Below are 20872 nucleotides of genomic sequence, written 5' to 3' on the forward strand. Positions count from 1 at the left end.
TCGTTTAGTCATCATATTTACTTCAAAACCTAATAGCTATACTCTGATTCACGCCCGTTACTCCATAAGGGGAATCCTGGAGTTGCCCTCATGAGTGGTAGCCCCCAAACTACCGCGTTTCCCCCAGGGAGTGGGTAGCCCTCGGATCTCGGAGTTGCCCCCCGTCCTGGGTAGTTCGAGTCCTCTTGTCTCCGTGGGGTGGGTGGGGAGCAAGCCATGCCCTTTGGCTTTCGCCAATCCGTCGCTGTCGCTCGGCACGGGCAGGCTTGTCCAAGGGGAGTACCCCTTGGAGAACCCCCAATCGAATGCATCATTAACCGTCTAGATTTATGCCAAAAAAGTGCTTCTCCAAAGTTACAAAAAGAACACACAACTATCCAGTGCGATTAAGCGACTTGGAACTAGATTGGCTACGCATAAAAGCCCAAGATGCGGGAATGCCAGCCAGTGAATTAATAAGACGCTTAACTTTGGGCAAACCACTGCCACGCCGACTGAGCAAAATATCCCTTGCCACTTATCAGGAGTTGGGACGCATCGGGAACAACCTCAACCAGCTAGCTAAAGCAACCAACACCGCCATTAAGGTGGGGTACTCGCCACCCGCAGATCCAAAACTACTGAAAGAACTTCTAGAACTGCTACATGAGTGCAGAAGAGAACTTACAAAAGTGGAGATAGGGGACGACTCTGAGTCGGAGGAACTAGAGGATGATTGGCAAGCAGAAGAAGGGTAGGGGATTTCGGGGACTGCTGGACTATCTCGAATCCAGCAGCGGCTCACAGCTGATCGGTGGTAACATGAGCGGACGGAACGCCCGTGAATTGGCACGAGAATTCAAACTGTCAAGACAGCTTAACCCAGGAGTCGAGCGAGCAGTTTATCACGTCAGTTTATCAGCCGCCAAGAGCGATCGCCTAGATGATGAACAGTGGTGTGAAATCGCTGACAAGTACATGGAGCAAATGGGCTTTGACTGCAACCAGTACAGTATTATAAGACACGCCAACACTGACGACGACCACATCCATATTGTAGCTAGTCGCATTAGGCTGGATACCGCTTTGGTAGTGCATGACTCATGGGATTACGTGCGCTCTGAGAAGGTACTGCGAGAACTTGAGAAAGAGTACGGACTAACCCAGGTACAAGGCAGCCGAGAGAAACTAGCCCGTCGAGTCAGCACTGGACAAACCCGCCGCATGATGCGCGAACAGTCAGAGTATGAATCGGGCTTACGCCAATCACCACCAGAACTGCCCATTAAGATGAAACTCCAGCAGGCGATTGATGATGCAGTGCAGGATAAACCACCAATGCCATTAATGATAGCCCGGTTGCAACTACAGGGGATTGAAGTACGCTCCGGATTTACGCGCACTGGTAAGAGCAAGGGCATCAGTTTTCAGATGCAAGACCTGGCGTTCAGCGGTACTCACTTGGGACCGGGCTACACCTTCAATGGAATTACGCAAAGGACGGAGTATGAACCACAACGCGACGACCCACGCATACAGCAGTTGGTGAGCAATCCTAACTTAGCCCAACAAATGCTTGAAAGATATCTCACTCAACAGCAGCAGCAACAGCAACAGCAGACACAACAACGTAAGTCAAGAGGTATTGAGCGATGACACAACTATTACCAGATGAAGAAACATTTATTATCAACAATCTACCACCCCAGTCAGCACAACTGCGGCACAAATACCCCAACGCAGTCTGGAATGCAGCCGACTGCTGGAATGATGCTCCACTCCCAGCCAATTACAAACCGAATCGCATTGAAATTTACTACGCCGACCAAGCCGATGGACCACACATCCACTTTGAAAACGACCAGGTGCAGTATATCAACTTACCACCAGATGTAGGACAGTCGCAGGTAATTCAAGTGTGGGTAGATGGAAAATGCTCCTATGTGGAAGTTGAGAAACAAATTATCCTCAATAAACTCGGTAATGTGCAACTGCCCCAACCCAAAGTGACTGCCACAACGATCACCAACTCTTTACGCCAAACGAGGAATTGAATATGTCACGATATCTAAACTCGGAGCAGCAAGAGCGATTTGACCGAATCATCAATGATTTCTACAACCAAAAAACCTCAGACCAAGAAGGATTGACTGTAAAAGTGGGGACAACCATAGTCTACCGCGCTGGTGTAGAAAACAAGCCAGATATCGACCGAATCAAACCATTCGAGTTGGAGAAACTGGTTGCAGCAGTCAATTTCACAGAATCGGCTAAAGGCACAGTAGAAATTGCGCTGTATACGCCAGCTATTGAAGAGGTATTCCGCTATGAGAATGGCAACAAAAGCAGCATTAACAAGCAACGTGCCAACGAGCGAACCAAAGAACTAGAAGAACCACTACAAGCACAACTCCTAAACCAACAACCAACCACCCAACTTGTAGAAGAACAACCGGAGAACGACCCGACCCAATTACCAACGCTTGAAGGAGAAAATCAGAAAACCAATAACCAAATCAACTTGGATAAGGACTTTGGCTATCTCAGCACTGACTACTACCTCAGAGATGCATCCCCCATATTTGGAGAATGGGCGAAGCAATTCACCCCCAATGGCATTTACCTCATGAGCCAGATGGGGCTAGATTGGCAGTACTTTGCTGACAAGTACTCACAGCAGAAAGCAGCTTCCCAGCCAGTACTGGAGGGAACGCCCGAAAGAATGCAGCTACCACCAGGACAAGAGCAACCAGCAATCGACATCTCAGCAGAGACGATCGCGCAAACTGACCCCACAATATCCAACCAACAACTGGTTGAAACTCTCGCCCTTTTGCAGCAGCAGATTGCCGACATCCAGCGACAAGTAGAGGAAATGAGGCAGCAGCAGGCAGAACGCCTAGAGCTGGTACAGCCAAAGGACAACCGACTAGCTAAATGGATGGATGGCATAAAGCAAAATTTCTCCAACACAGTGCAGGAGATTGGTGAAGCAGTACGCGGTGGAATTGACTACCTCAAGGACACTACCCGCGAACTGGTGGGTGCAGGACTGGAGGCAACCACCAAACTGGCAGTAGACCTAGTGGGCGATCGTCAGTTAGACGGCAGCAAACTACTGGCAGCAGGCAATATCGAATATCGGCTCCAGGGGCAAGAACTATCCGCCGTACCACAGCCACAACAGCAGCAGGATTGGGCGAACCTATCGCTACAGGAACGACTTACGGCAATTCGCACCCAGTACGGTATCACCCAGCCTAGCCCAGGCGAGAAACAACAACATCAATTTAAGGAAAGAAGTAGGTAGAAATGTTTAACAAGGAAGCAACACAATTTGATGCTACAGGTTTAATTAAAATTGGTATAGGCTTGGCAGCAGGACTTGTAGCTTATCAAGTCGCAAAGTTCTTTGGTCCATTGTTCCCGCTGCTGTTAATTACTGCTTGGTGGTTGCCACGTCGGGGACAATTCCCCGTAAAAGTGGCAGCAATAACAACAGCCATCTTTATCGTATTGGCTCTATTGTATGGATGGGGTGGACTTTGGCGATTAAACCTAATCGTTGGTGCAGTATTAGTGCTGATACCAACCGTGTTAACAGACAAGGTACTCCGAGGTACTACGCTAGCCACAGCCAAAGAATTGCAACGCCAGCTAGTAACCAAAGAAACCCAACTGCTCAAGCCACAAGGGAAGCAACCCATCACCCCAAAGTTGGAGATTGGTGGAATTGTACTACCCAACTACTTGGAGAACTTATCATTCGGCTTTTTTGGCGCTCCAGGATCGGGCAAGTCCCAGTCCATCTTACAAGTACTACACACCCTACGCCAAAGGGATGACTGGCGAGTTATCGTGCTAGACCGCAACGGCGAATTGATGGAGAAGCTTTACTCAGAAGGCGACATCATCTTTAATGTACAGTGACTAATTATTTATCATTGTGACAAATTAATGTCATTTTACAAATACTTGCTGTACTTCGATGAGAGTGACTTAACAATACTATGCTTCAATACAGTTTGGTGACAAATTAAATGTCATATTCCAGGATTGTGACAAATTAGCTGTCGCTTCATGGATGAGAAAAAACCAGTAATCTTGAATATGTCCTTCAATTGCGACAACAAAATGTCCTCACCACAACAATTAGTCACCGGAGACAAATAATTAGTCACTGTACATTTAATCCGAGGGATGCTCGCAGTGTTGGGTGGAGCCATCGCTCGGAAGGCGCACAGTTTAGCACCATAGCTGCTGGTTTAATCCCAGATGACCCCAAGGAGCGATTTTTTAGCGATGCAGCTAAGAATTTGATTGCCGATGTATACGAGAGAACTTACTCCAATAATGAAGTCTGGGAAGTCTTGACCCGCTTCAGTTTGGAGCAACTGAAGGATTTTCTAGCTGGCACAGTATCCATGAGGTATTTTGAGGGCGAATCGGGCAACACCGCAGGAAGCGTACTGGCGACGGCAATTAACCAACTACGGTTCTACCAGTCCTTAACCAAATGCCCAACACCAGCAGAATTTAGTTTCAGCAAATGGGGTAGGGATGACGATCGTCGCTGGATATTCCTCCCGCTGTTCGAGGACGATGCCGAAGCTTTCAAACCACTGGTGACAACTTGCTTTGAACTGATGCTTAGGGGATTGCTGTCAAATGAGAACCGCCGACTGAAGACAGCCCTGGTGATTGATGAATTGGGTGCATTATCCCAACTTAAATCACTCCCCCGGCTACTATCCGAAAGCCGCAAGTTTGGCGGCAGTGCCTTTATTGGAACGCAGACTACTGCCCAGATGGAAGAAATCTACGGGGAGAGGGGCAGCAGGATCATCCTTCAAGGTGTGGCCACCAAGCTAATCCTCAACATTCGGGATGGAGCTACGGCAGAACAATTCTCCAAGATGATTGGGGTGCAGGAGCGAATCGACGTGACCGTCTCCAAAAACTACAGCCAAAGTAATGACGGTGGGTTAAGCCAAAGCGAGCAGATTCGGGAGACAGCAGCAGTATTGCCATCCGAACTGCAAAACCTACCACCCCTAGAGGGCTACCTGTGCATTGCGGATGGCTCATCACCAGCACGGGTAAGAGTCACGCCAAAGAGTTATCCAACTAGAAACGACAGATTTGAACCATTATAAACAATAGTATAAATATGATACGCAAACTACTTTTTGGCGCTTGTATCGGTGGTTTGATTATCGGTCAAGTCTACGAAGCCCCACTTGAGCAGCAAGCTAAAGAAGCAAAACTGTGGCAAAATACACAATCATCTAACGACACTACACGCGCACGGGCAGAAGGTGAACTGCTCAAACTAGCTAAAAATAAAGGCATTAGCAATAGTTCGGAGGCAGAAGCCATCTACAAACAAATCCTGGCAATCAACCCCAACTCAGCCCCAGCTCACACTCGACTGGCTGAAATCCAACTCAAACGCTGGAGTACCACCAAAAACCCTATAGATAAGGAATCTGGACTGGAGCATCTTAGGAAAGCCAAGGAGCTTTACAAGCAGTACAAGATTGACTTTTACGTCCAAAAGCTTGAAAAAGTGGAATCCCTTGTGAATTCAGGCAAACCTGGGTATTCCTGGGACTTCCCCCAGTTGTGATATTTAACAAGACTCCGAGTTGGTCCACTGGTTGCTGGGGGCTTCCGCCCACCCTCAGGACTCCCTTGAATGCCACTTGCTGACCGAGCGCCGAACTTTGATCCTGAGTCAGCAGTCTAGATTGTCGCGGCGCTCAGTCACCGCTACCGCTGCAAGTGGCTCAACAGGGGTTGCAACATAATCATGCTGAGAATAGTTTCAACAAGCATGTTGGTGCAATGATGCAGCAAAGGTATAAGGAGGTTGAAGCAATTCAAGCTTGGATGCAGCATGTAGCTGAACAGAATCATCAAACTGTCATTGCTAGATAAATATGTCGCCGCTCTTGTGTGAGATGAGGGCGGCTTCAATGTACAAACTCTCTTACTTTGAGTGAAAGCAGAGTAACGTCTTGCGACAGTACCCCTCTGGTCTATGCACTGTCATACTAAATATTTAAATAAATTAACTTAAACATAGTTCTTAGTTAAATATACAGGCAAGACTTAATATTTTTATTAGTTTTTCTGAGCGCTTACTAATATTTAATGTTAGTAAAATCACAGCTGGTTAATATTATTTATTGGCAAAATATTCCCACTATTATATCCAAGCGCAGTTGTGTTTTTCAAAACTGCATAAGTCGCTTTTACTTGTACCTATATATATTATTTGAGTTAATTAAAATGACAATTATTTTATCTATCTAAAGGTTGATATTTGACATTTGTCATATCTTTAGATGGATTTTTAATAGTTAGTTATGCAAAGATATTGTTGGTAGTACATAAACAATAAAAAAGCAATTGGATAATTAACTCCTATGGACTTAATATCTTTAATTCCTACAAGTTATTTTTACTCACACTCCTCCAGTTATAGATGTGAAAGGAAGTATCGCAGCTACTGTCTCAAAGATTTAACTTGTGCTGCTCAGATTTAGGGATGGTTGAGTGCGTGCGCGCCATGTGTAACTCACACGCCCACAACTGACAACGTAGTACGAGCATAAGCGTCAGCACAATGTAGCTGAAGTTGGGTGGCCGCCGAAATACCTGCAAAAAGAGACACGTTGTAAATTTTTGTTGCAGACAATGCCTTATTAATTTACTAATTTCCCCAAAAATGATAACGGGCGAATCAAAATTTTGCACGGTAAAACCAAGCTTCCACCCCAATAGTCCCTTACACTTGCCCATAAATGACCATCAAGGCAATATTTTTATCTTTTGGGTTCACTCTTCGCTTGAGGTTGAAACAACTAGATCTCAAGGGTTTCGTAAGTTTGCTTAATCGAACTTTACAATGTGTCCCTTCAGGCACGTATCTCGGCAAGCACCCCACTTCTGGGGGAGCTAGTTTTTCTGAAAAAGGAGTATAACTCCCACGCCCGACACGGTTAAATACTCCCTCCATAATGCCCCGCAAGCCCGTGAAATTATTGGTTAGGGAGATAGAGCGTTTACCAGAATATCGCCTGATTAGCCTCTGCAAGGGTTATTCTCAATAGACTACGTAATAATCTATCTAAAGATAGAGTTTTTTAATTTTTTAATCATTTTGGTAGATTTTAATAACCAGTTATGTAAAAATAATTTTTAATACATGAAATTCAGAAATTCATGTCAAGAAAAGTATTAATAGAACCTATAAAAAGATTGACAGTGAAGTTGTTTTTTAGTGAATATAGTTTGTTAGAAAGTTATTAATTTTTATCTTTTTCAGTCTTCTAAATTTTACTTAATTTTTAAGGTTTATAAGGTCATTTTTTCTACTAGTTATAATGTATTATGGAGTTTATTTATGACTGTTAAAGTCTATATTTGGAAAGGTACAAATCCAGATTTTTCTGTTTATAATGGTGTGCTACCAAATAAAGGAAATGTAGGTCATGTCGCAATACATATTCTAGATGATACTAAATCAAACGATGATATATATATAAGTCATAGACCTGGTACGGGGGGTAAGAAAGGCGATAGGAATCTCCCACAGTGGATATATGTTCTCTTTCCTCCTGCACCAAGAGCTGAAAATATTACTTTTGAACAAGATTGTGAAAAAAGAATAGAAGACAAAAACCCTAAAGGTGAGCCTCATGCGATCATTCCAATTAATGGTTTAGATGAAAATCAAATGAGAGCATTGTGGAGAGAGTATACTTCTAATAAGTTAGAAATTTCTAAATATCATCTTAGAACGTCTAATTGTTCTAGAGCTGTAGCTACTTTTCTCCAAGCAGGCTTAAAATGTCCTAAAAATAAAATGTGTTTTTTTTGTGCTGCAAACCATAATGTAGCTAAGAGCAGAGCTAGAAGACTTTGGATAACCACAGGTTCAATAGCTCTTGTAGTTTTTGTAACTAGGACTTGTGTTTCGTCAGAACGTATTGATTATCAAAAAAAACTTCGATCAGATTATTACAGAAAAATTAAAGAACAGTATCAGCAACCTGTAGACCCAAATACTGGTTATCGTAGAATCGAACTACCGCCTGAAAATCAATTTGATGGGCAGATACTATGGCTTATGTTTTTAGCTTCAGTAATAGGACTTTCATGGTTTGTATCTGTTTTTTTTGATATAGAACTATTTAGTGTAGGTTTCAATAAAGGGAAGCTTTGGTCGCCTCAAACCGTTGAAATCTTTGCAAATAAAACACGTGAACACGTTTCTCAACAGCCTAAAAAATTATGTAAAAGAAAAAGATTTATATTTTTTTAGATTGAATTATTAAATAATGAAACTACAACTAAGTGATGTTATAGCAACTTTAGCTCTAATAACTTCTCTTTTTAGTATATGGATACAGGACAGAGGTGTTCGCAAACAATTATTAGTGGCAAACGTTAGTGAATACACAAAGCGGTATCAAGAAATTATTTTGAATTTACCAAAAAGTGTAATATTTGATGATTTTAATCTGGCATCTTTAGATATGGCAGAACAAGATAAAATCTTGCGTTATATGTGGATTTACTTTGATTTATGTTATGAAGAATATTCTATATATAACGATTTAAGACTTGTTAATAAAACATTATGGAAAAGATGGAAATCTGGTATGCAATCAAGTTTTGATAGACCAGCTTTTCAACAATCTTGGTATCTAATTTCTCAAAATACTACTTACCCTCGACCTTTTGTAAATTTCATAAATTCTATGATAAAAAATGAACGTGTTAAAAATAAAAATATTTTCATTCAGTTTATACTAGGACTTACGCATTGACAAGAGAAGAAGTTTATGTGTTCAAGCAGCACTAGTGGCACTCAAGTTATCCAAAACATATTCACGAATAACTTTTGTGAATAGGTTTCTTTGTACTTCATACCAATTGTCAATAATGTATTCAGAGCGCATTTTTTCTAAACGAACAAATGCTTGAAGCGAGCAAAATATATGTGTTTTGATTGTGTGGACAACTTAAACCATAAACCGACAAATACCACATAGCTGTTTTACTGCTCTATGAAACTTTCAATGCCCCAATGTGTATCATGAATTGTGACGAAGGTACTTCTAGTTATCTGTTCTAGAATCTCTTTGGGGTTCTCTTCATCAGGCTGATAAAATATATAGTGTCTAGAGTCTTCTTTTTTGAAGACTTTCTATGACTTGAACAAGATTTTGGACAGCTTTGGAAGAAGAAGCTGGACAGATTATAAGCTGAAATACCTATAAATTCGTGTTTGGTGTCAATACAGCAATGGGAATTTTGGAAAAAGAAAATGGACATAATACATAAAATGGAAAAAGAAAATGGACATAATAACAAAAGTCAGTAATCAGCTTGTGGTAAACTTTACAAGTCTCCCAGTGCTAAATTTACTTCCCGGCGATCGCCTAGAGGCAATCGTCAGCCCAAAAAAACGTCGCCTGAAACCCTTAATTTTCCTTGATGTTATTTTTGGGCATTTTTTAGAAGGTAAAATTGGACATCTATTTTCGGAAGGTAAAGTTGGACAACCTGTCCAAAATCTTCTTCAAGTCACACTTTCCTAAACAACTTTACAAACCCAAATTCTCTTAAATGAGTTACCAATCCTTCATCCGGAATCTCTAAGGTATTTACTTGGCAATACTTTCCAGGGAGATTTGATACTGTTCTATTTTTTTATACTCCAAATAAAAAACCTAATTGTTGCGAACTGCAAACAGAAACGCTTCAAACTGCAAACAAGCCGATTTTGAAACCACATTATCTGCAAATAAGGGGGGTTTCAAAACCACATTATCTGCAAATGAAACCACATTAACTGCAACCAAACCAAATTATTTGCAAACAAACCACATTATCGGCAAATAGGCTGTAATCATTAACCAGCAATGCTTCTAGCTTTCAGGTGACTTTTGATATGAAACTGTCCAAATTAAAGAATATTTACCATGACCCCAGTTTTAAACTTAAGAGTCTTTACCCTCATGAGAAAAACAAGTTACTGATACTTGCTCCTAAAAACCTAATTTATAATTAAATTGGACAGATAGCGTTTAGATTAAACCACATCATTCGGGCATAAGTGTTTGGTTTTAATGTTCGTATTTTTTGGACAGTTTTGAGGCGAAAAATTCAAAATCTACTCTGGATATGGCTTTCAAGCTATTTGCAGATAATGTGGTTTGTTTGCAAATAATGTGGTTTGTTTGCAAATAATGTGGTTTCATTTGCAGATAATGTGGTTTTGAGACACCTCTTATTTGCAGTTAATGTGGTTTCAATTTTGACTTGTTTGCGGTTTGAAGCGTTCTTGTTTGCAGTTCCTTAGAGCTACATTGTATCGACCAACTTTTACGGCATCACCACGATCAATACTTCCCATGAAAATGAAAACTTCGTGGTTGTCAGGGCAAGATTGAAAATTAACGAGTTGAATTCCCATAAACACCAGTCAGTTCAGAATCGAGTCTTTTCATATCAAACTCAATTCTGACTGAAATTTTGTCAAGCTCAGTTTTAAAATTTGTGTCATTAGATAAATTATTTGTAATAATATCGTCTACAAAAGCTCTTTAAATCGAATTATTTCGCTATTCAAGTTAATCAAGTATTTTTGGGAAAATTTCACTTATTAAATAACTACATAAATTTCCCACTTTAATTGACTAGAGGTAAACATGAAATCTACTCTTATACTAACAGTATTTTTTTTTAATTAGATTTTTTAAAATTTCATTCACGGGTATTGTACTTACGTGCATACGGCTACAGCTAATAAAAATGTACTGTTAGTATTTGGATTTAATACAACAAAAAAACGATTCTATTCTCTCTAATAAGGTCATAGAATCGTTTTTTGTTATTTTATGCGATTAGTCTCTTAAGAATTCTGCACTTAAGCTTCTAGTTGTCTTAGAGTTTCTTCGCACCAATTAATAATTTGTAATTCGGTAGCAGTTATCCAATTGAGCTTATGTTTTCTATTTTTATTAATTTGTTGAACTTTATTTCTCAACTCATTGGATTTTGTTACAGGTATTTCTTTCTCTTTATCGCGCATATTAGTACTATAAAAAGCACCATAACCATAATGCGATAAACCATAAATAAGTGCTATACAGATTTCCGCAAGATATTCTGTCACTTCTGCATCTAAATTTATTTTATACACATTATCACCCTTAGCAGCAGCAGCACCTATTATTGAGCCACCTATAGTACCTATACCTGCTCCATAAGCTGCGCCTGTTCCAGCAGCAGCAATAAGTGCCGGTATTGCTGCTCCACCAGTAAAAAAGGTAGCGGCAGCAAACAAACCTGCATAAGCCGCACTTACTGCAACCCCACCTATTGAACCACCTAAAGCCGCATCAGTCATTCTCTGCCTTGCAGTAGGTTTTTCTATATTTTCTCTGGCTTTTTTTAGGAATTGATTTACAGACATTGTTGGATTTTTTGCTCCTATCTCATATAATTGAGAAGCTTTTTGGATAAAAGAAAGTACGTGATAATTTAATAAATTCTCTATCTCTTTCTCTAGTTCCCTCTTCGCCGTGCCTCGACTATTATCATTTATTTTTTGTTTTAAAGTTTTATTTCTGATAGAAATTACTTCCCTTGCAAGTAATTTGTAAGCTTCTTGCTCTATTTCATGTTGACGTTTTTCAAATTCTTTCAACCCTTCTTTAAATACTTCTCCTCTCTTTGGAGGTAATATTCTTAAAATAGCATTGTAAATTTCCTGAACTTTTGAAGGATTGTCAAAATGTGAATCAAAGTCAATAATATTTTCGGGTTCTATACCTGCTTTCTGAATTAGTTCATTCTTCCATTGATTAATTCGTTTATCTTTCTCAGTTCGACCATGACTATCTTCAAACTCTCCAGCCTTGTTTAAAATAACTATAACTCGACGCTGAATTTGCTGAATGACTTTTACCTCATTTGTGTGTGAATCATCTGCGGGATTTATGAGATTACCGACATATAAAACTACATCACTACTTTTTAATGCTTCTACTGCACGTATGTCATATTCAACATTAATGTTACGTTTTTGAAATTTAGCTAAAAACTTATTAATGATTCCCTCTTGTTTTGCATCTAGATAATCAAACATAGCAACAGCATTTTGAAAGCCTGGGCAATCTACAAAAGTTGCGTGTAAAGATTTATATTCGGGAAAATTATAGCTCTCTGCTTTTTTAGTAGTATTACCCATGTTACCAATTTCTCCAGATGGAGCTTTCCTAAGAGTAGATATGAGAGTAGTCTTACCTACACCTGTATGACCAGCTAACGCAATTACTATCCGAGAATCATTTGAATTAAACATGAATGTTCTAGTTGTGTGAGATTCAACAATTATGACTACACGGAACTTTTTTTCGATTTCGGGAAAAATTTTTAGGCTGATTTCACAGTTTTTAGCCAAATTTTGACTAATTTTGTAATTTTTTAGTATAGTGATTATTGCTATCTAAAATACAAAAAGCTGTTAATAAGTCTGAGCTATCAAGCTGTTAGCTATTTAGTTAGAGTACAAAATAATTGGTGATTATGAGTCTCAATTTTTCTCAAAATTAGCTAAAAAGTTCAGTAATTATAACCACAAAAAATTCAAATCTCTATCTTTTGGTAGATGAAATATCATTCTTTTACACGTTAGTCAAGACCAACTGTAACACTTTTGAAATCTGTTCTGATTTAGTTTTGGGATATACCCAGTTCGGCAAGTACCGCCATAAGCCTTGGCATCACATCCTGATTTTGAAAGTGACTTTACTTTTATCGCAAGTATAGATAGTTGCGATAAAATCTTGACCTAAAATCACTGATAATTACTGTCAATAAGCAAAACATGGCAGAGATGGGAACCAAATTGGGTTGTTTGAGCGTCATAAGTATGCAGAAAGTAGCCATTTTTCGCATACTACAAACTAAGTTTTTATACTACTTGCCCCTGGTAACACCAGAGCGCTTATTTACCCCAAGAAGATTGACGAATTGGCGCAGGCTGATTTGTACTGGCGGACTAACATTTCATGGCGAACGCTTGAGCGGTAGTAATGAACCACGCTTGACAGTAAGAAACCGATGCTGGGCAAGTAGGACAACAGCTGAAAATTTTGAATTGGCGAAAATACAAATTACCGTAAAGCTGTATTGCCGCCAATATAACTTTTTACAAATAAACCAATACAAATTGTTGACAAATCAATAAACTAGCTGTATCTGAGTAGGAGTGCAGATTGTGATTATCACCCTTGCTAGTTTCAAAGGAGGTGTGGCTAAAACAACCAGCGCTATTCACCTTGCCTGCTATTTCTCGAAGAAAGGAAGCACATTGTTAGTTGATGGCGATCCAAATCGCAGTGCTACAGGTTGGGCAAAGCGAGGAGCCTTACCCTTTAGAGTTGTGGATTTATTGCAGGCTCCAATGCACAGCCGCAACTTTGAACACGTAGTCATAGACACAGCTGCTAGACCCAACCGGGAAGATTTAGAAGCGCTGGTTGATGGATGCAACTTGTTAGTCCTGCCCACAACCCCAGATGCACTAGCGATGGATGCGCTCCTACAAACTGTGGATACGCTTCATTCTTTAGGGAGCGATCGCTATCGAGTATTACTCACAATCATTCCCCCAGCACCACGGCAGACAGGACAACAGGCAAGGGAGGCATTAGAGGCAGAGGGGATACCTTTATTCAAGCAGGGAATAAGGCGTTTTGCTGCCTACGAGAAAGCAGCGCTGGAAGGACGACCAGTTTATGAAGTAAAGGACCGCAGCAGTAAGGTTGCTTGGGGGGAGTACCAACGGGTAGGTAAGGAGATACTGTCATGAGCAAGCCCAGCCCTTTTAAGAAGTTATTTGAAAGTCGAGAAGAACCACAACCGGAAACGGAACAGCCGACTGAACCAACCGCGAAGGACGACACATCGCAACCAGCACCACAGCAACCAACACCAAAGACCGAACCCCGAAAGCGTGGTAGACCTGCAACGGGGAAGCGATCGGATGATGCTTGGATTGGGCGTACCTACTATGTGAAGCGCGAAACTGATTTGGATGTGGAGGAAGAATTACTCAAGCTTCGGAGGCAAGGCATAGATATTGATAAAAGCGAATTGGTGGATTTTTTAATGAGCGTTTGGGTGAAATGGCTGCAAGGTGAAAATATAGATTTGCTAATTGACGAATTTTCACCAAGGCGAAATTCTAAAACGGATTGAGGCATTGCTCTGCTAGAACAGATTCGCTGGAATGGTCAACCTACCTGCCCATACTGCGGCTCAATCAAAGCAACTTCATATAAAAAAGCACACAGATACCACTGCAACAGTTGTTTTACTTCATATAGCGTGACCGTTGGCACACTTTTTCATAAAACTCATGTAGATTTACAAAAGTGGTTTCAAGCAATCCGTCTAATTTTAAGAGCATCATCACATATCAGTGTACGTAGGCTCTCCAAGGAAATTGGAGTCAGTAAGAATACAGCTTCGTATATGATTTCTCGAATTCGGAGGGCAATGATTGAAGAGTTAGATTTATTGCATAAAATTGCGGGACTAGATAAGTCATAAGTATTAATGTAAATATTTTAGTTAACGTATTCAAGTAATTCCCAAAATTATGAGTACACGTAAGGCATCTATCCGCAGAAACTATCAAACACTATGGAATTGGTGGCGACTTAAAGCAGCCAGCTTCAGTCCTGAACTTCTGGTAGTAATGGGCATTATACTTTTCGTGTTTATTGGGTTGATCGCATATGCCACTGGTCGGATGCATCTTGCAACTTCCGCTCAGAACAATGCCTCCGCTATTAATGGAGTCGAACACAATAAGCTGGCGATTCCATTTCTCTGGAGTATAGGGAGCGCCTTAGTAACGCTTTACCTTACAGTTATCGACGCACGAATCAAAAAGAAGCAACACACAACAGAACAAGGGCAAGTGTCTCAAAATGATTCAGACTATCATGTTGAGTACTTCTCTTTGATGACGCACTCTTTAGGTGACCAACCGGACAGACTTGATGGTCTCAATGAATCTATTGATAGGCTTCGTCGCCAACTAGGAGAAAATAAATTCAAGGAAACCCTTAATGAGAAATCAACAGAATTTTTGGCTCGCCTAAAGGCAGCTGGCGAGTTAAACGAAGGCTTAGAGTATGACGAAAAAGATCCTGAAAGCTTTGTCGCTGCAATTCGCGCTGCCTGCGATGAAGCCTTATGTGAATCTGTCCCCAATAAGATAGCCACAGAGCTTTTCTACAACTGTATGTATGCATACATTAGGGCTTGGCTTGTTTGTAGCATTCATTATGGTAGAAGCACTCAGTACAGTAATAGTTTGCCTATTGACTCCATTTTTTATCAAGACCCTAACAGAAAGCAAAAGTATGTAATTGCACTTAAATCTCTGAAGAGAAAGTTTTCTCGTCAGCCTACAGACAAATTTTTGAAAACTAAAGAGTCTAGGAAAGTTGTTGATAAGTACATGACAGAATTAATTACCTTGATAGAACAAAAGAATCCAAAAGAGGTACAACATCTTAACCGTCACGCCGACCCTAGAATAATCTAGGTTTACGAAGACAATAAGAATCAGTAAAAACTTTTCCCTAAATAGGGGTGACCGCTCCGTTGAGTTTAACCAAAATGGTACGTTCACCCCAAATACAACCTAATATTCTCTTGATAGGAAGGGTGTGAGATCGGAGTTGTATATTACTTCATTTTGGAAGCTCCTTTCCTTCTTGGTGCTTAGTACTAGCTCGACTGACGCGACTAGATTCGCGCTGTGCTGTTGCCAAAGCAGAAATGAAAGCAATCTCGGCGTCCTCTATGCTTTGCTCCTTCAATGCCTGCTCTGTCGAATCTGCTTTGAGCAGCTGCTCAGGATTTATGTTCGGTTTTGAATCTTGGAGGGCTTTGCATATTCGACGAAACTCTTCAATAGCATCCCGAATAGTAACTGTTACCTTGAAACCTTGGGAGGCTTTGCTCGCATCTGCTGGAGATTTTTTTGATTGCATAATGCGTAGAACCATTGTAAGCATAAAACAATGGTATTTACTAAATTCCATAGTAGCTACATCGCTAACTGAGACACTTGTAGTTAAGGTCACCGTACCAACCGGAGGTTGAGCCGAGATATCTGTTTCTCAAGCAGGATGAACTGCTTATACTTTGTTTGAACAATATTTTGAATTTCTTGTAGGATGAAATCTTAATGAATTTTCCCTAAGGCGAAATTCTAAATCAGATCGAGGTGTTACTGAATAAAGTCTTTGCACACTTGTGATAGCTTCCCTAGCATTATAGATTTACTGTTTGGTGAATTTTTGCCAAGGCGAAATTCTGAAATTAGATTTTTTTCTCGGTTGTTTATTGCAATTCAAGAAAACAGAGATACAGGGTTCAGGGCGTGCCTGGGATGAACTGTCATAAGCCACAGAGTTTAAATTCAAAATCCTGAAGTTCCTTTGCGATGCCTGGAGGGTAGCGACCTGCTAAAGCGTTTATTATTAAGATTGCCGCTTTTTCCCAACACGAGCAGCTAATTTATTAGTTAACTCCAGTTGGTACTGATTCTTATTGTCTTCATAAACCAGGATTGTCCTGGGGTCAGCATGACGGCTAAGGTGCTGAACCTTCCGGTAATCACCTTCTGCCAAGTCGAGGGCATCGGTAATTCCCGAATGTCTAATCTTATGGGGTGTCATCCGCTTTTTGATGCCAGCCTTATCGCAGGTTTTTCGCACAATGGCGTAAATGCCGTCACCCGTCAACTGATGACCTTTGTTGTGGAAGTCCAGCGCAATAAACAGAGGGTCACTGGGTTTAATATTTGTACGACTTCCCAACCAATCGCTAATCGCCTCCGCCACGAAAGGATTTAAGTCAATCCTAGTTTCATCATTGCCCTTGCCCTTACCATAAACAATTAATGTATTTTCGTGGTAATCAAAATCTCCCACTGTTAACTTAGCGACCTCTCCCCGACGCAGGACGTTTGCCCAAAGCAGCAGAAATAAGGCATAATCGCGCTTCCCCTTAACTGAGTAAGTATCAATTACATCAAAAACTTTGTTGTACTCATCCACGGACACACCCCTGGTGTCGCGGTACTTGGTCACCTTGAGGGATTCAATCCGGTCGCTATCAAAGTGATATCGGCAGCGCTTCAGGTTCCGCCCTACCTTAATTAAATACTTGATAGCAGCCAAATAACGGTTAATAGTTGCCCCCTTCCTACCCTGTGCCACCAAATGATTTTTAAACTTTAGAATTAACCCGTTAGCCGTCTCCCCATCCAACGCCCAGAACTCCTCAACATCCTTTGGAGTTGGCTCCCGGAGCAAAAAATACTCAAAAAATATCCGTACATTGCCAGCATACCCCCGTTGGGTAGTCTGGGCTTTCTGCTGTAACTCCGCCAAAAAATCATTACTCTCAAGTAATTGACTGGCAACAGAAGCAAGAGAACTTTCAGTAGTTGTACTTAACATCTTCCTTTTTTACGTTCATGACAATGCTTTTTTTCATTAACGGATGATACTAGCACACTGCGTACACTTGGAAAACCACTTGAGCGGACTTTGAATTCCTTACACCGTGTCCTGACAAACAGATAAGGCTCTTAAAGGAATGGCTTGGGTTGATCTAAGGGGCTTCTACAAGAGGATTGTGGTTATTTGTACACTCAAAGGCTGCCGACTAGCCTTTGAGTCCAGTCGGCTAGGTTATTAATGCGACTTGCAAGTGATATCACTGCTGCTATCAAAATAATTGCGGCTAAATACTCACAGTACGCAATGCCCAAACCCTTGATTTCACCTCAGATGACGTTTCCATAATCTGCTCCTATTTTCGTTGCCTTAAGGAGCAGCCACGCAAAAACGCCGTTTCAGCCGCCATTAATATTTTTTACTTATATTTTCATCACTGACGACAATTACAGCTATAATTCAGCATTTATTTTTTTGTGCTCGCGCACTCCCCCCTCCGTCGGTTGTATATTAATGTCAAACATAATTAACAACTTGTTGAACAAGTGCCAAAGGTAGAAGGATTTCGCTTACCAGATGATATTCTCTCAGCTATTGCCTCTCGTGTAGAAGCGGGTGAGGGCAATAAAACTGATGTTGTTGTCGCAGCACTCAGGCGCGGGTTGGGTCTATTAGCTCCTCCATCATCAAAACCCGATTTACTTGCACGGGTACACGAGCTAGAAACTAAGTTACAAGAATTATCTCAACAAGTTGAACAGCATTCTACACTGTTTAATGAGTTGGTTAAACATAATTTAACAACGCTGGAGCCTACCGTTAAACAAGAGTCAACATTGTTAAATCAAACCGTTAAACAAAGTTTTACATCGTTAAAGGCAGAAAATCAACCTGGTCTGCTTGAACTACAAAACGCCCAAACCGAAGTGTTAAACGCAGTTAAACAAGTTGCTGAACAACAAAAAATGAACGAATCTCTTATGGAGCAGCTGCACAACTCCCATCAGGAACAAGAACAACTCCTATCTCAATTGGAACAACTGCGGAGTGAAAACGAATCGTTGGCACAACGCAACCAGGTGCTACAGGAAGAATTGAATAATCTTTCTCTTGCTCCTGCAATATCATTGCCGGAGCTCCAATTAGTGCGCGTAAGCGTCCTCAAAACCCTCACCTCTGGTAAAGGCAAAGTTGCCACCACTTCTCCCCAGTATAAAACTGCTGCTAGAGCTTTGGATAGGTTCATCTTGGAGTTGAGAGAATCTACACCAGCATCTACACCCGCATCCTCTGCCCCAGATGGAACTGCAGCCCCACTGGTGGATGAGGCAATTAAAAAGCTATCGGACAAGCACTACACCAAAGCCGAGTACTACACCGATTTGAGACAAATTGTCGAAAGTTGTGGCTACAGGCTTTTCATTGATACTACAACTCTTGGCAGGGGCAGAGAGCTGTTTATTGTTAACCCCCCAGGCGACTCTCTTGAGCGTGTGATTTCAACTCAAGACATTGGTGAAGTTGTTGATTGGTTAAGGAAGCAGGATTTGATGGAGTGAGCTTTAAGCGACGCAAGAGGGGTTGCTGAGTGCGCTGCTGTACACCCCGGTGTAGCGCCGATGGAAAGAGCGCTCACGCTTGAATTTCATATAGGAAAAATATGGCTTGCTCTCGTTCCAAACTCCACATAGGCTACCCATTCGACTGTCTCAAATCGAGTGGTTGTCATAAGCAAAAAATAGTTTGAAAGAAGATTAAAGATGCATAAAACTTGAAAAAATAAGCATAACTGAAGTATTTGGTATTGGGTTTTTCTTGGGCATCCGTCTTCTAAAATCTTCTGGATGCTTATGAATCGCATTATTTTACAAATCCAGTCTTCTCAAATCTTCTCAAATCTTTTTTAATCAGGAAATTTGTGTAAGTAAAAATACCCAATTGTGTTGGGCTTTAGTGCATAGAATACTGCTATCAGAATTTGTGAAATGGACTAACGCTGGCAATACACTGCCAAAGCTTGAAAAGGAGTTGCAAAAAATCTACACTCGCATCTACACCCGAGCAAAATACGCCTGACGTATAAACTTTTCTAAAAAAAATAATAGGTAAGGCGTAAAACCGCACGACTAAGCTGAGTAATAACAGGTGTTAACCGATTTTCACTATTTGTGCTTTACTTAACACTAGTACAACTGCTACACAGCTACGGGGAGTGTAATGTCTGGAATAAGTACTCGTTGGTTTTTGGGGATTGCGATGTACGCTTTTTCTGCAAATTGTGCCAATGCCCAAATTACACCAGATGGCACTCTACCAAATAATTCCATCGTCACACCGGATGGCAGCACCCTCAATATCACTGGTGGAACCCAAGCTGGTGGCAACTTGTTCCACAGCTTCTCTGAGTTTTCTGTTCCTACTGGCGGTACTGCAATATTTAATAATGCAGCGGATATTCAGAATATTATTAGTCGAGTAACGGGTGGGTCAGTTTCTAATATTGATGGGATAATTAAAGCGTCGGGTACAGCTAATCTGTTTTTGATAAATCCCAGTGGGATTATTTTTGGACAAAATGCTTCACTTAATATCGGTGGTTCTTTTGTAGCAAGTACAGCGAGTAGTTTGAACTTTGCTGATGGTACAATATTTAGTGCCACTACTCCACAAACAACACCACTGTTGACTATCAGTGTTCCTATTGGCTTGCAATTTGGGGCAATTCCAAAAGAAATCCAACTCAAAGATGCTAACTTGTTAAATGATCCACTTGGTATAACACGGGCGTTAATCGGTGGTAATGTTGTCCTTGATAAAAGTGGGTTGAGAGCACGGGGAGGTCGAGTTGAGTTAGGGGGATTAGCTCAAGCAGGGACAGTAAATTTAGCAATGAATAACAATGACATCAGTTTAAACTTTCCCCCAAATACAGCAAGAGCAGATGTATCGCTGATCAATGGCTCAGTGGTGAATGTACGCAGTGTAGGCGGTGGCAGCATTGTCATCAATGCCAATAATCTTAAAATGAGTGAAGGAAGTCAACTTCGAGCTGGAATAAGCGGTACAGGAACAGCTAGCTCTCAGGCGGGAGACATTAAGATTGATACGACTGGAACAATTACCCTTGATGGCGCTTACAGCTTTATTTCCAATGCCGTTTTAGAGCGAAGTGTGGGTAATGGTGGAAACGTCGATATTAAAGCTGGAGCGCTCTCTGTAACTAACGGCGGGCAAATATATGCTGGTACTTATGGACGAGGAGATGCAGGCAACGTGAGTATTAACGTCCGCGATAGAGCTTCCTTTGATGGAGTGGGTAG

At 41.1% G+C, this 20872-nt stretch carries 22 protein-coding genes and 3 pseudogenes; 19 read left to right on the forward strand and 6 right to left on the reverse strand.

Translation table 11 applies throughout. The annotated features are described in order from the left end of the window. Window positions 1-109 precede the first annotated feature (109 nt). A complete protein-coding gene (locus ICL16_RS00435; protein WP_190824931.1) occupies window positions 110-274 on the reverse strand; it encodes a hypothetical protein in 165 nt (54 codons plus the stop codon). Window positions 275-329: 55 nt separating this feature from the next. Here ICL16_RS00435 and ICL16_RS00440 point away from each other — a divergent pair, with 55 nt between their 5' ends. The 10 genes from ICL16_RS00440 (at window position 330) to ICL16_RS00485 (ending at window position 8819) form a co-directional block, all read left to right on the forward strand. Beyond that, window positions 330-737 carry a plasmid mobilization protein gene (locus ICL16_RS00440; RefSeq protein ID WP_190824932.1) on the forward strand — a complete coding sequence of 136 codons (408 nt, stop codon included), beginning with the start codon at window positions 330-332 and terminating at the stop codon, window positions 735-737. Continuing rightward, the gene (locus ICL16_RS00445; RefSeq protein ID WP_190824933.1) at window positions 712-1635 is read left to right on the forward strand and encodes a relaxase/mobilization nuclease domain-containing protein; all 924 of its coding nucleotides are present in this window, start codon (window positions 712-714) and stop codon (window positions 1633-1635) included. Before ICL16_RS00440 ends, ICL16_RS00445 begins: the two co-directional genes overlap by 26 nt. Beyond that, window positions 1632-2033 (forward strand): hypothetical protein, encoded by a 402-nt coding sequence (locus ICL16_RS00450; protein ID WP_190824934.1) that lies wholly within the window; start codon window positions 1632-1634, stop codon window positions 2031-2033. The genes ICL16_RS00445 and ICL16_RS00450 overlap by 4 nt, the downstream gene beginning before the upstream one ends. A 2-nt stretch (window positions 2034-2035) precedes the next feature. Continuing rightward, complete coding sequence (locus ICL16_RS00455) at window positions 2036-3289, forward strand: hypothetical protein (RefSeq protein WP_190824977.1); 1254 nt, start codon at window positions 2036-2038, stop codon at window positions 3287-3289. A gap of 2 nt (window positions 3290-3291) precedes the next feature. After that, window positions 3292-3909, forward strand: a complete 618-nt coding sequence (locus ICL16_RS00460; protein WP_190824935.1) for a type IV secretion system DNA-binding domain-containing protein — start codon at window positions 3292-3294, stop codon at window positions 3907-3909. Window positions 3910-4100: 191 nt separating this feature from the next. After that, window positions 4101-5135 (forward strand): type IV secretion system DNA-binding domain-containing protein, encoded by a 1035-nt coding sequence (locus ICL16_RS00465; RefSeq protein ID WP_190824936.1) that lies wholly within the window; start codon window positions 4101-4103, stop codon window positions 5133-5135. A 14-nt stretch (window positions 5136-5149) separates the two neighbouring features. After that, on the forward strand, window positions 5150-5608 hold the full coding sequence (locus tag ICL16_RS00470; protein ID WP_190824937.1) for a hypothetical protein: 459 nt from the start codon (window positions 5150-5152) through the stop codon (window positions 5606-5608). A 155-nt stretch (window positions 5609-5763) separates the two neighbouring features. Beyond that, window positions 5764-5919: a hypothetical protein gene (locus ICL16_RS00475; protein ID WP_190824938.1), complete on the forward strand. Its 156-nt coding sequence runs from the start codon at window positions 5764-5766 to the stop codon at window positions 5917-5919. A 1471-nt stretch (window positions 5920-7390) separates the two neighbouring features. Beyond that, window positions 7391-8311 (forward strand): hypothetical protein, encoded by a 921-nt coding sequence (locus ICL16_RS00480; protein ID WP_190824939.1) that lies wholly within the window; start codon window positions 7391-7393, stop codon window positions 8309-8311. A 16-nt stretch (window positions 8312-8327) separates the two neighbouring features. Beyond that, on the forward strand, window positions 8328-8819 hold the full coding sequence (locus ICL16_RS00485) for a hypothetical protein (RefSeq protein ID WP_190824940.1): 492 nt from the start codon (window positions 8328-8330) through the stop codon (window positions 8817-8819). A gap of 21 nt (window positions 8820-8840) precedes the next feature. On the opposite strand, the pseudogene ICL16_RS45140 reads toward ICL16_RS00485, so the two are convergent. Further along, a pseudogene (locus ICL16_RS45140) lies at window positions 8841-9199 on the reverse strand (IS701 family transposase); the annotation flags it as partial. A gap of 151 nt (window positions 9200-9350) precedes the next feature. On the opposite strand from ICL16_RS45140, the gene ICL16_RS00495 reads away from it, so the two are divergent. Further along, on the forward strand, window positions 9351-9593 hold the full coding sequence (locus ICL16_RS00495) for a hypothetical protein (protein ID WP_190824941.1): 243 nt from the start codon (window positions 9351-9353) through the stop codon (window positions 9591-9593). Here the strand turns inward: ICL16_RS00495 and ICL16_RS00500 are convergent. Together ICL16_RS00500 and ICL16_RS00505 are read right to left on the reverse strand one after the other, a co-directional pair. Further along, window positions 9586-9738: pseudogene (locus ICL16_RS00500) on the reverse strand (IS701 family transposase); the annotation flags it as partial. The gene ICL16_RS00495 and the pseudogene ICL16_RS00500 sit on opposite strands and share 8 nt — an antisense overlap. A gap of 1186 nt (window positions 9739-10924) precedes the next feature. Further along, window positions 10925-12364: a GTPase gene (locus ICL16_RS00505; protein ID WP_190824942.1), complete on the reverse strand. Its 1440-nt coding sequence runs from the start codon at window positions 12362-12364 to the stop codon at window positions 10925-10927. Window positions 12365-12934: 570 nt separating this feature from the next. Here ICL16_RS00505 and ICL16_RS00510 point away from each other — a divergent pair. From ICL16_RS00510 to ICL16_RS00530, 6 genes and pseudogenes are all read left to right on the forward strand, one after another. Next, window positions 12935-13252, forward strand: a complete 318-nt coding sequence (locus tag ICL16_RS00510) for a hypothetical protein (protein WP_190824943.1) — start codon at window positions 12935-12937, stop codon at window positions 13250-13252. Between the two features lie 30 nt (window positions 13253-13282). Next, a complete protein-coding gene (locus tag ICL16_RS00515; protein WP_190824944.1) occupies window positions 13283-13876 on the forward strand; it encodes a nucleotide-binding protein in 594 nt (197 codons plus the stop codon). Beyond that, complete coding sequence (locus ICL16_RS00520) at window positions 13873-14265, forward strand: hypothetical protein (RefSeq protein WP_190824945.1); 393 nt, start codon at window positions 13873-13875, stop codon at window positions 14263-14265. The genes ICL16_RS00515 and ICL16_RS00520 overlap by 4 nt, the downstream gene beginning before the upstream one ends. A 9-nt stretch (window positions 14266-14274) precedes the next feature. Further along, window positions 14275-14367, forward strand: a pseudogene (locus ICL16_RS47105) (transposase); the annotation flags it as partial. A 27-nt stretch (window positions 14368-14394) separates the two neighbouring features. After that, entirely contained in the window at window positions 14395-14619 is a 225-nt protein-coding gene (locus ICL16_RS00525; RefSeq protein ID WP_337906878.1) for an HTH domain-containing protein, read from the forward strand. A gap of 49 nt (window positions 14620-14668) precedes the next feature. Beyond that, entirely contained in the window at window positions 14669-15625 is a 957-nt protein-coding gene (locus ICL16_RS00530) for a hypothetical protein (RefSeq protein WP_190824946.1), read from the forward strand. A 148-nt stretch (window positions 15626-15773) separates the two neighbouring features. On the opposite strand, the gene ICL16_RS00535 is transcribed toward ICL16_RS00530, so the two are convergent. Together ICL16_RS00535 and ICL16_RS00540 are read right to left on the reverse strand one after the other, a co-directional pair. Continuing rightward, window positions 15774-16076, reverse strand: coding sequence for a hypothetical protein (locus ICL16_RS00535; protein WP_190824947.1), 303 nt, complete (start codon window positions 16074-16076; stop codon window positions 15774-15776). Between the two features lie 492 nt (window positions 16077-16568). Then, window positions 16569-17552 carry a tyrosine-type recombinase/integrase gene (locus ICL16_RS00540; protein WP_190824948.1) on the reverse strand — a complete coding sequence of 328 codons (984 nt, stop codon included), beginning with the start codon at window positions 17550-17552 and terminating at the stop codon, window positions 16569-16571. A gap of 545 nt (window positions 17553-18097) precedes the next feature. Here ICL16_RS00540 and ICL16_RS00545 point away from each other — a divergent pair. Next, window positions 18098-19111: a bromodomain-containing protein gene (locus tag ICL16_RS00545; RefSeq protein ID WP_190824949.1), complete on the forward strand. Its 1014-nt coding sequence runs from the start codon at window positions 18098-18100 to the stop codon at window positions 19109-19111. A gap of 658 nt (window positions 19112-19769) precedes the next feature. Continuing rightward, window positions 19770-20872: filamentous hemagglutinin N-terminal domain-containing protein (locus ICL16_RS00550; protein ID WP_190824950.1), on the forward strand; the 1103-nt coding region annotated here is incomplete at its 3' end.

The sequence above is a fragment of the Iningainema tapete BLCC-T55 genome (assembly GCF_014698965.1).
GTDB classification, from domain to species: Bacteria; Cyanobacteriota; Cyanobacteriia; order Cyanobacteriales; family Nostocaceae; genus Iningainema; species Iningainema tapete.

Excerpts from the sequence above, each read along its gene's own strand:
- ICL16_RS00505 (WP_190824942.1), bottom strand. The coding sequence starts at position 12,364 with ATGTTTAATTCAAATGATTCTCGGATAGTAATTGCGTTAGCTGGTCAT.
- ICL16_RS00535 (WP_190824947.1), bottom strand. The coding sequence starts at position 16,076 with ATGCAATCAAAAAAATCTCCAGCAGATGCGAGCAAAGCCTCCCAAGGT.
- ICL16_RS00495 (WP_190824941.1), top strand. The coding sequence starts at position 9,351 with ATGGACATAATAACAAAAGTCAGTAATCAGCTTGTGGTAAACTTTACA.
- ICL16_RS00445 (WP_190824933.1), top strand. The coding sequence starts at position 712 with ATGATTGGCAAGCAGAAGAAGGGTAGGGGATTTCGGGGACTGCTGGAC.
- ICL16_RS00510 (WP_190824943.1), top strand. The coding sequence starts at position 12,935 with ATGCAGAAAGTAGCCATTTTTCGCATACTACAAACTAAGTTTTTATAC.
- ICL16_RS00520 (WP_190824945.1), top strand. The coding sequence starts at position 13,873 with ATGAGCAAGCCCAGCCCTTTTAAGAAGTTATTTGAAAGTCGAGAAGAA.
- ICL16_RS00460 (WP_190824935.1), top strand. The coding sequence starts at position 3,292 with ATGTTTAACAAGGAAGCAACACAATTTGATGCTACAGGTTTAATTAAA.
- ICL16_RS00440 (WP_190824932.1), top strand. The coding sequence starts at position 330 with ATGCCAAAAAAGTGCTTCTCCAAAGTTACAAAAAGAACACACAACTAT.
- ICL16_RS00530 (WP_190824946.1), top strand. The coding sequence starts at position 14,669 with ATGAGTACACGTAAGGCATCTATCCGCAGAAACTATCAAACACTATGG.
- ICL16_RS00455 (WP_190824977.1), top strand. The coding sequence starts at position 2,036 with ATGTCACGATATCTAAACTCGGAGCAGCAAGAGCGATTTGACCGAATC.
- ICL16_RS00485 (WP_190824940.1), top strand. The coding sequence starts at position 8,328 with ATGAAACTACAACTAAGTGATGTTATAGCAACTTTAGCTCTAATAACT.
- ICL16_RS00540 (WP_190824948.1), bottom strand. The coding sequence starts at position 17,552 with ATGTTAAGTACAACTACTGAAAGTTCTCTTGCTTCTGTTGCCAGTCAA.
- ICL16_RS00470 (WP_190824937.1), top strand. The coding sequence starts at position 5,150 with ATGATACGCAAACTACTTTTTGGCGCTTGTATCGGTGGTTTGATTATC.
- ICL16_RS00480 (WP_190824939.1), top strand. The coding sequence starts at position 7,391 with ATGACTGTTAAAGTCTATATTTGGAAAGGTACAAATCCAGATTTTTCT.
- ICL16_RS00450 (WP_190824934.1), top strand. The coding sequence starts at position 1,632 with ATGACACAACTATTACCAGATGAAGAAACATTTATTATCAACAATCTA.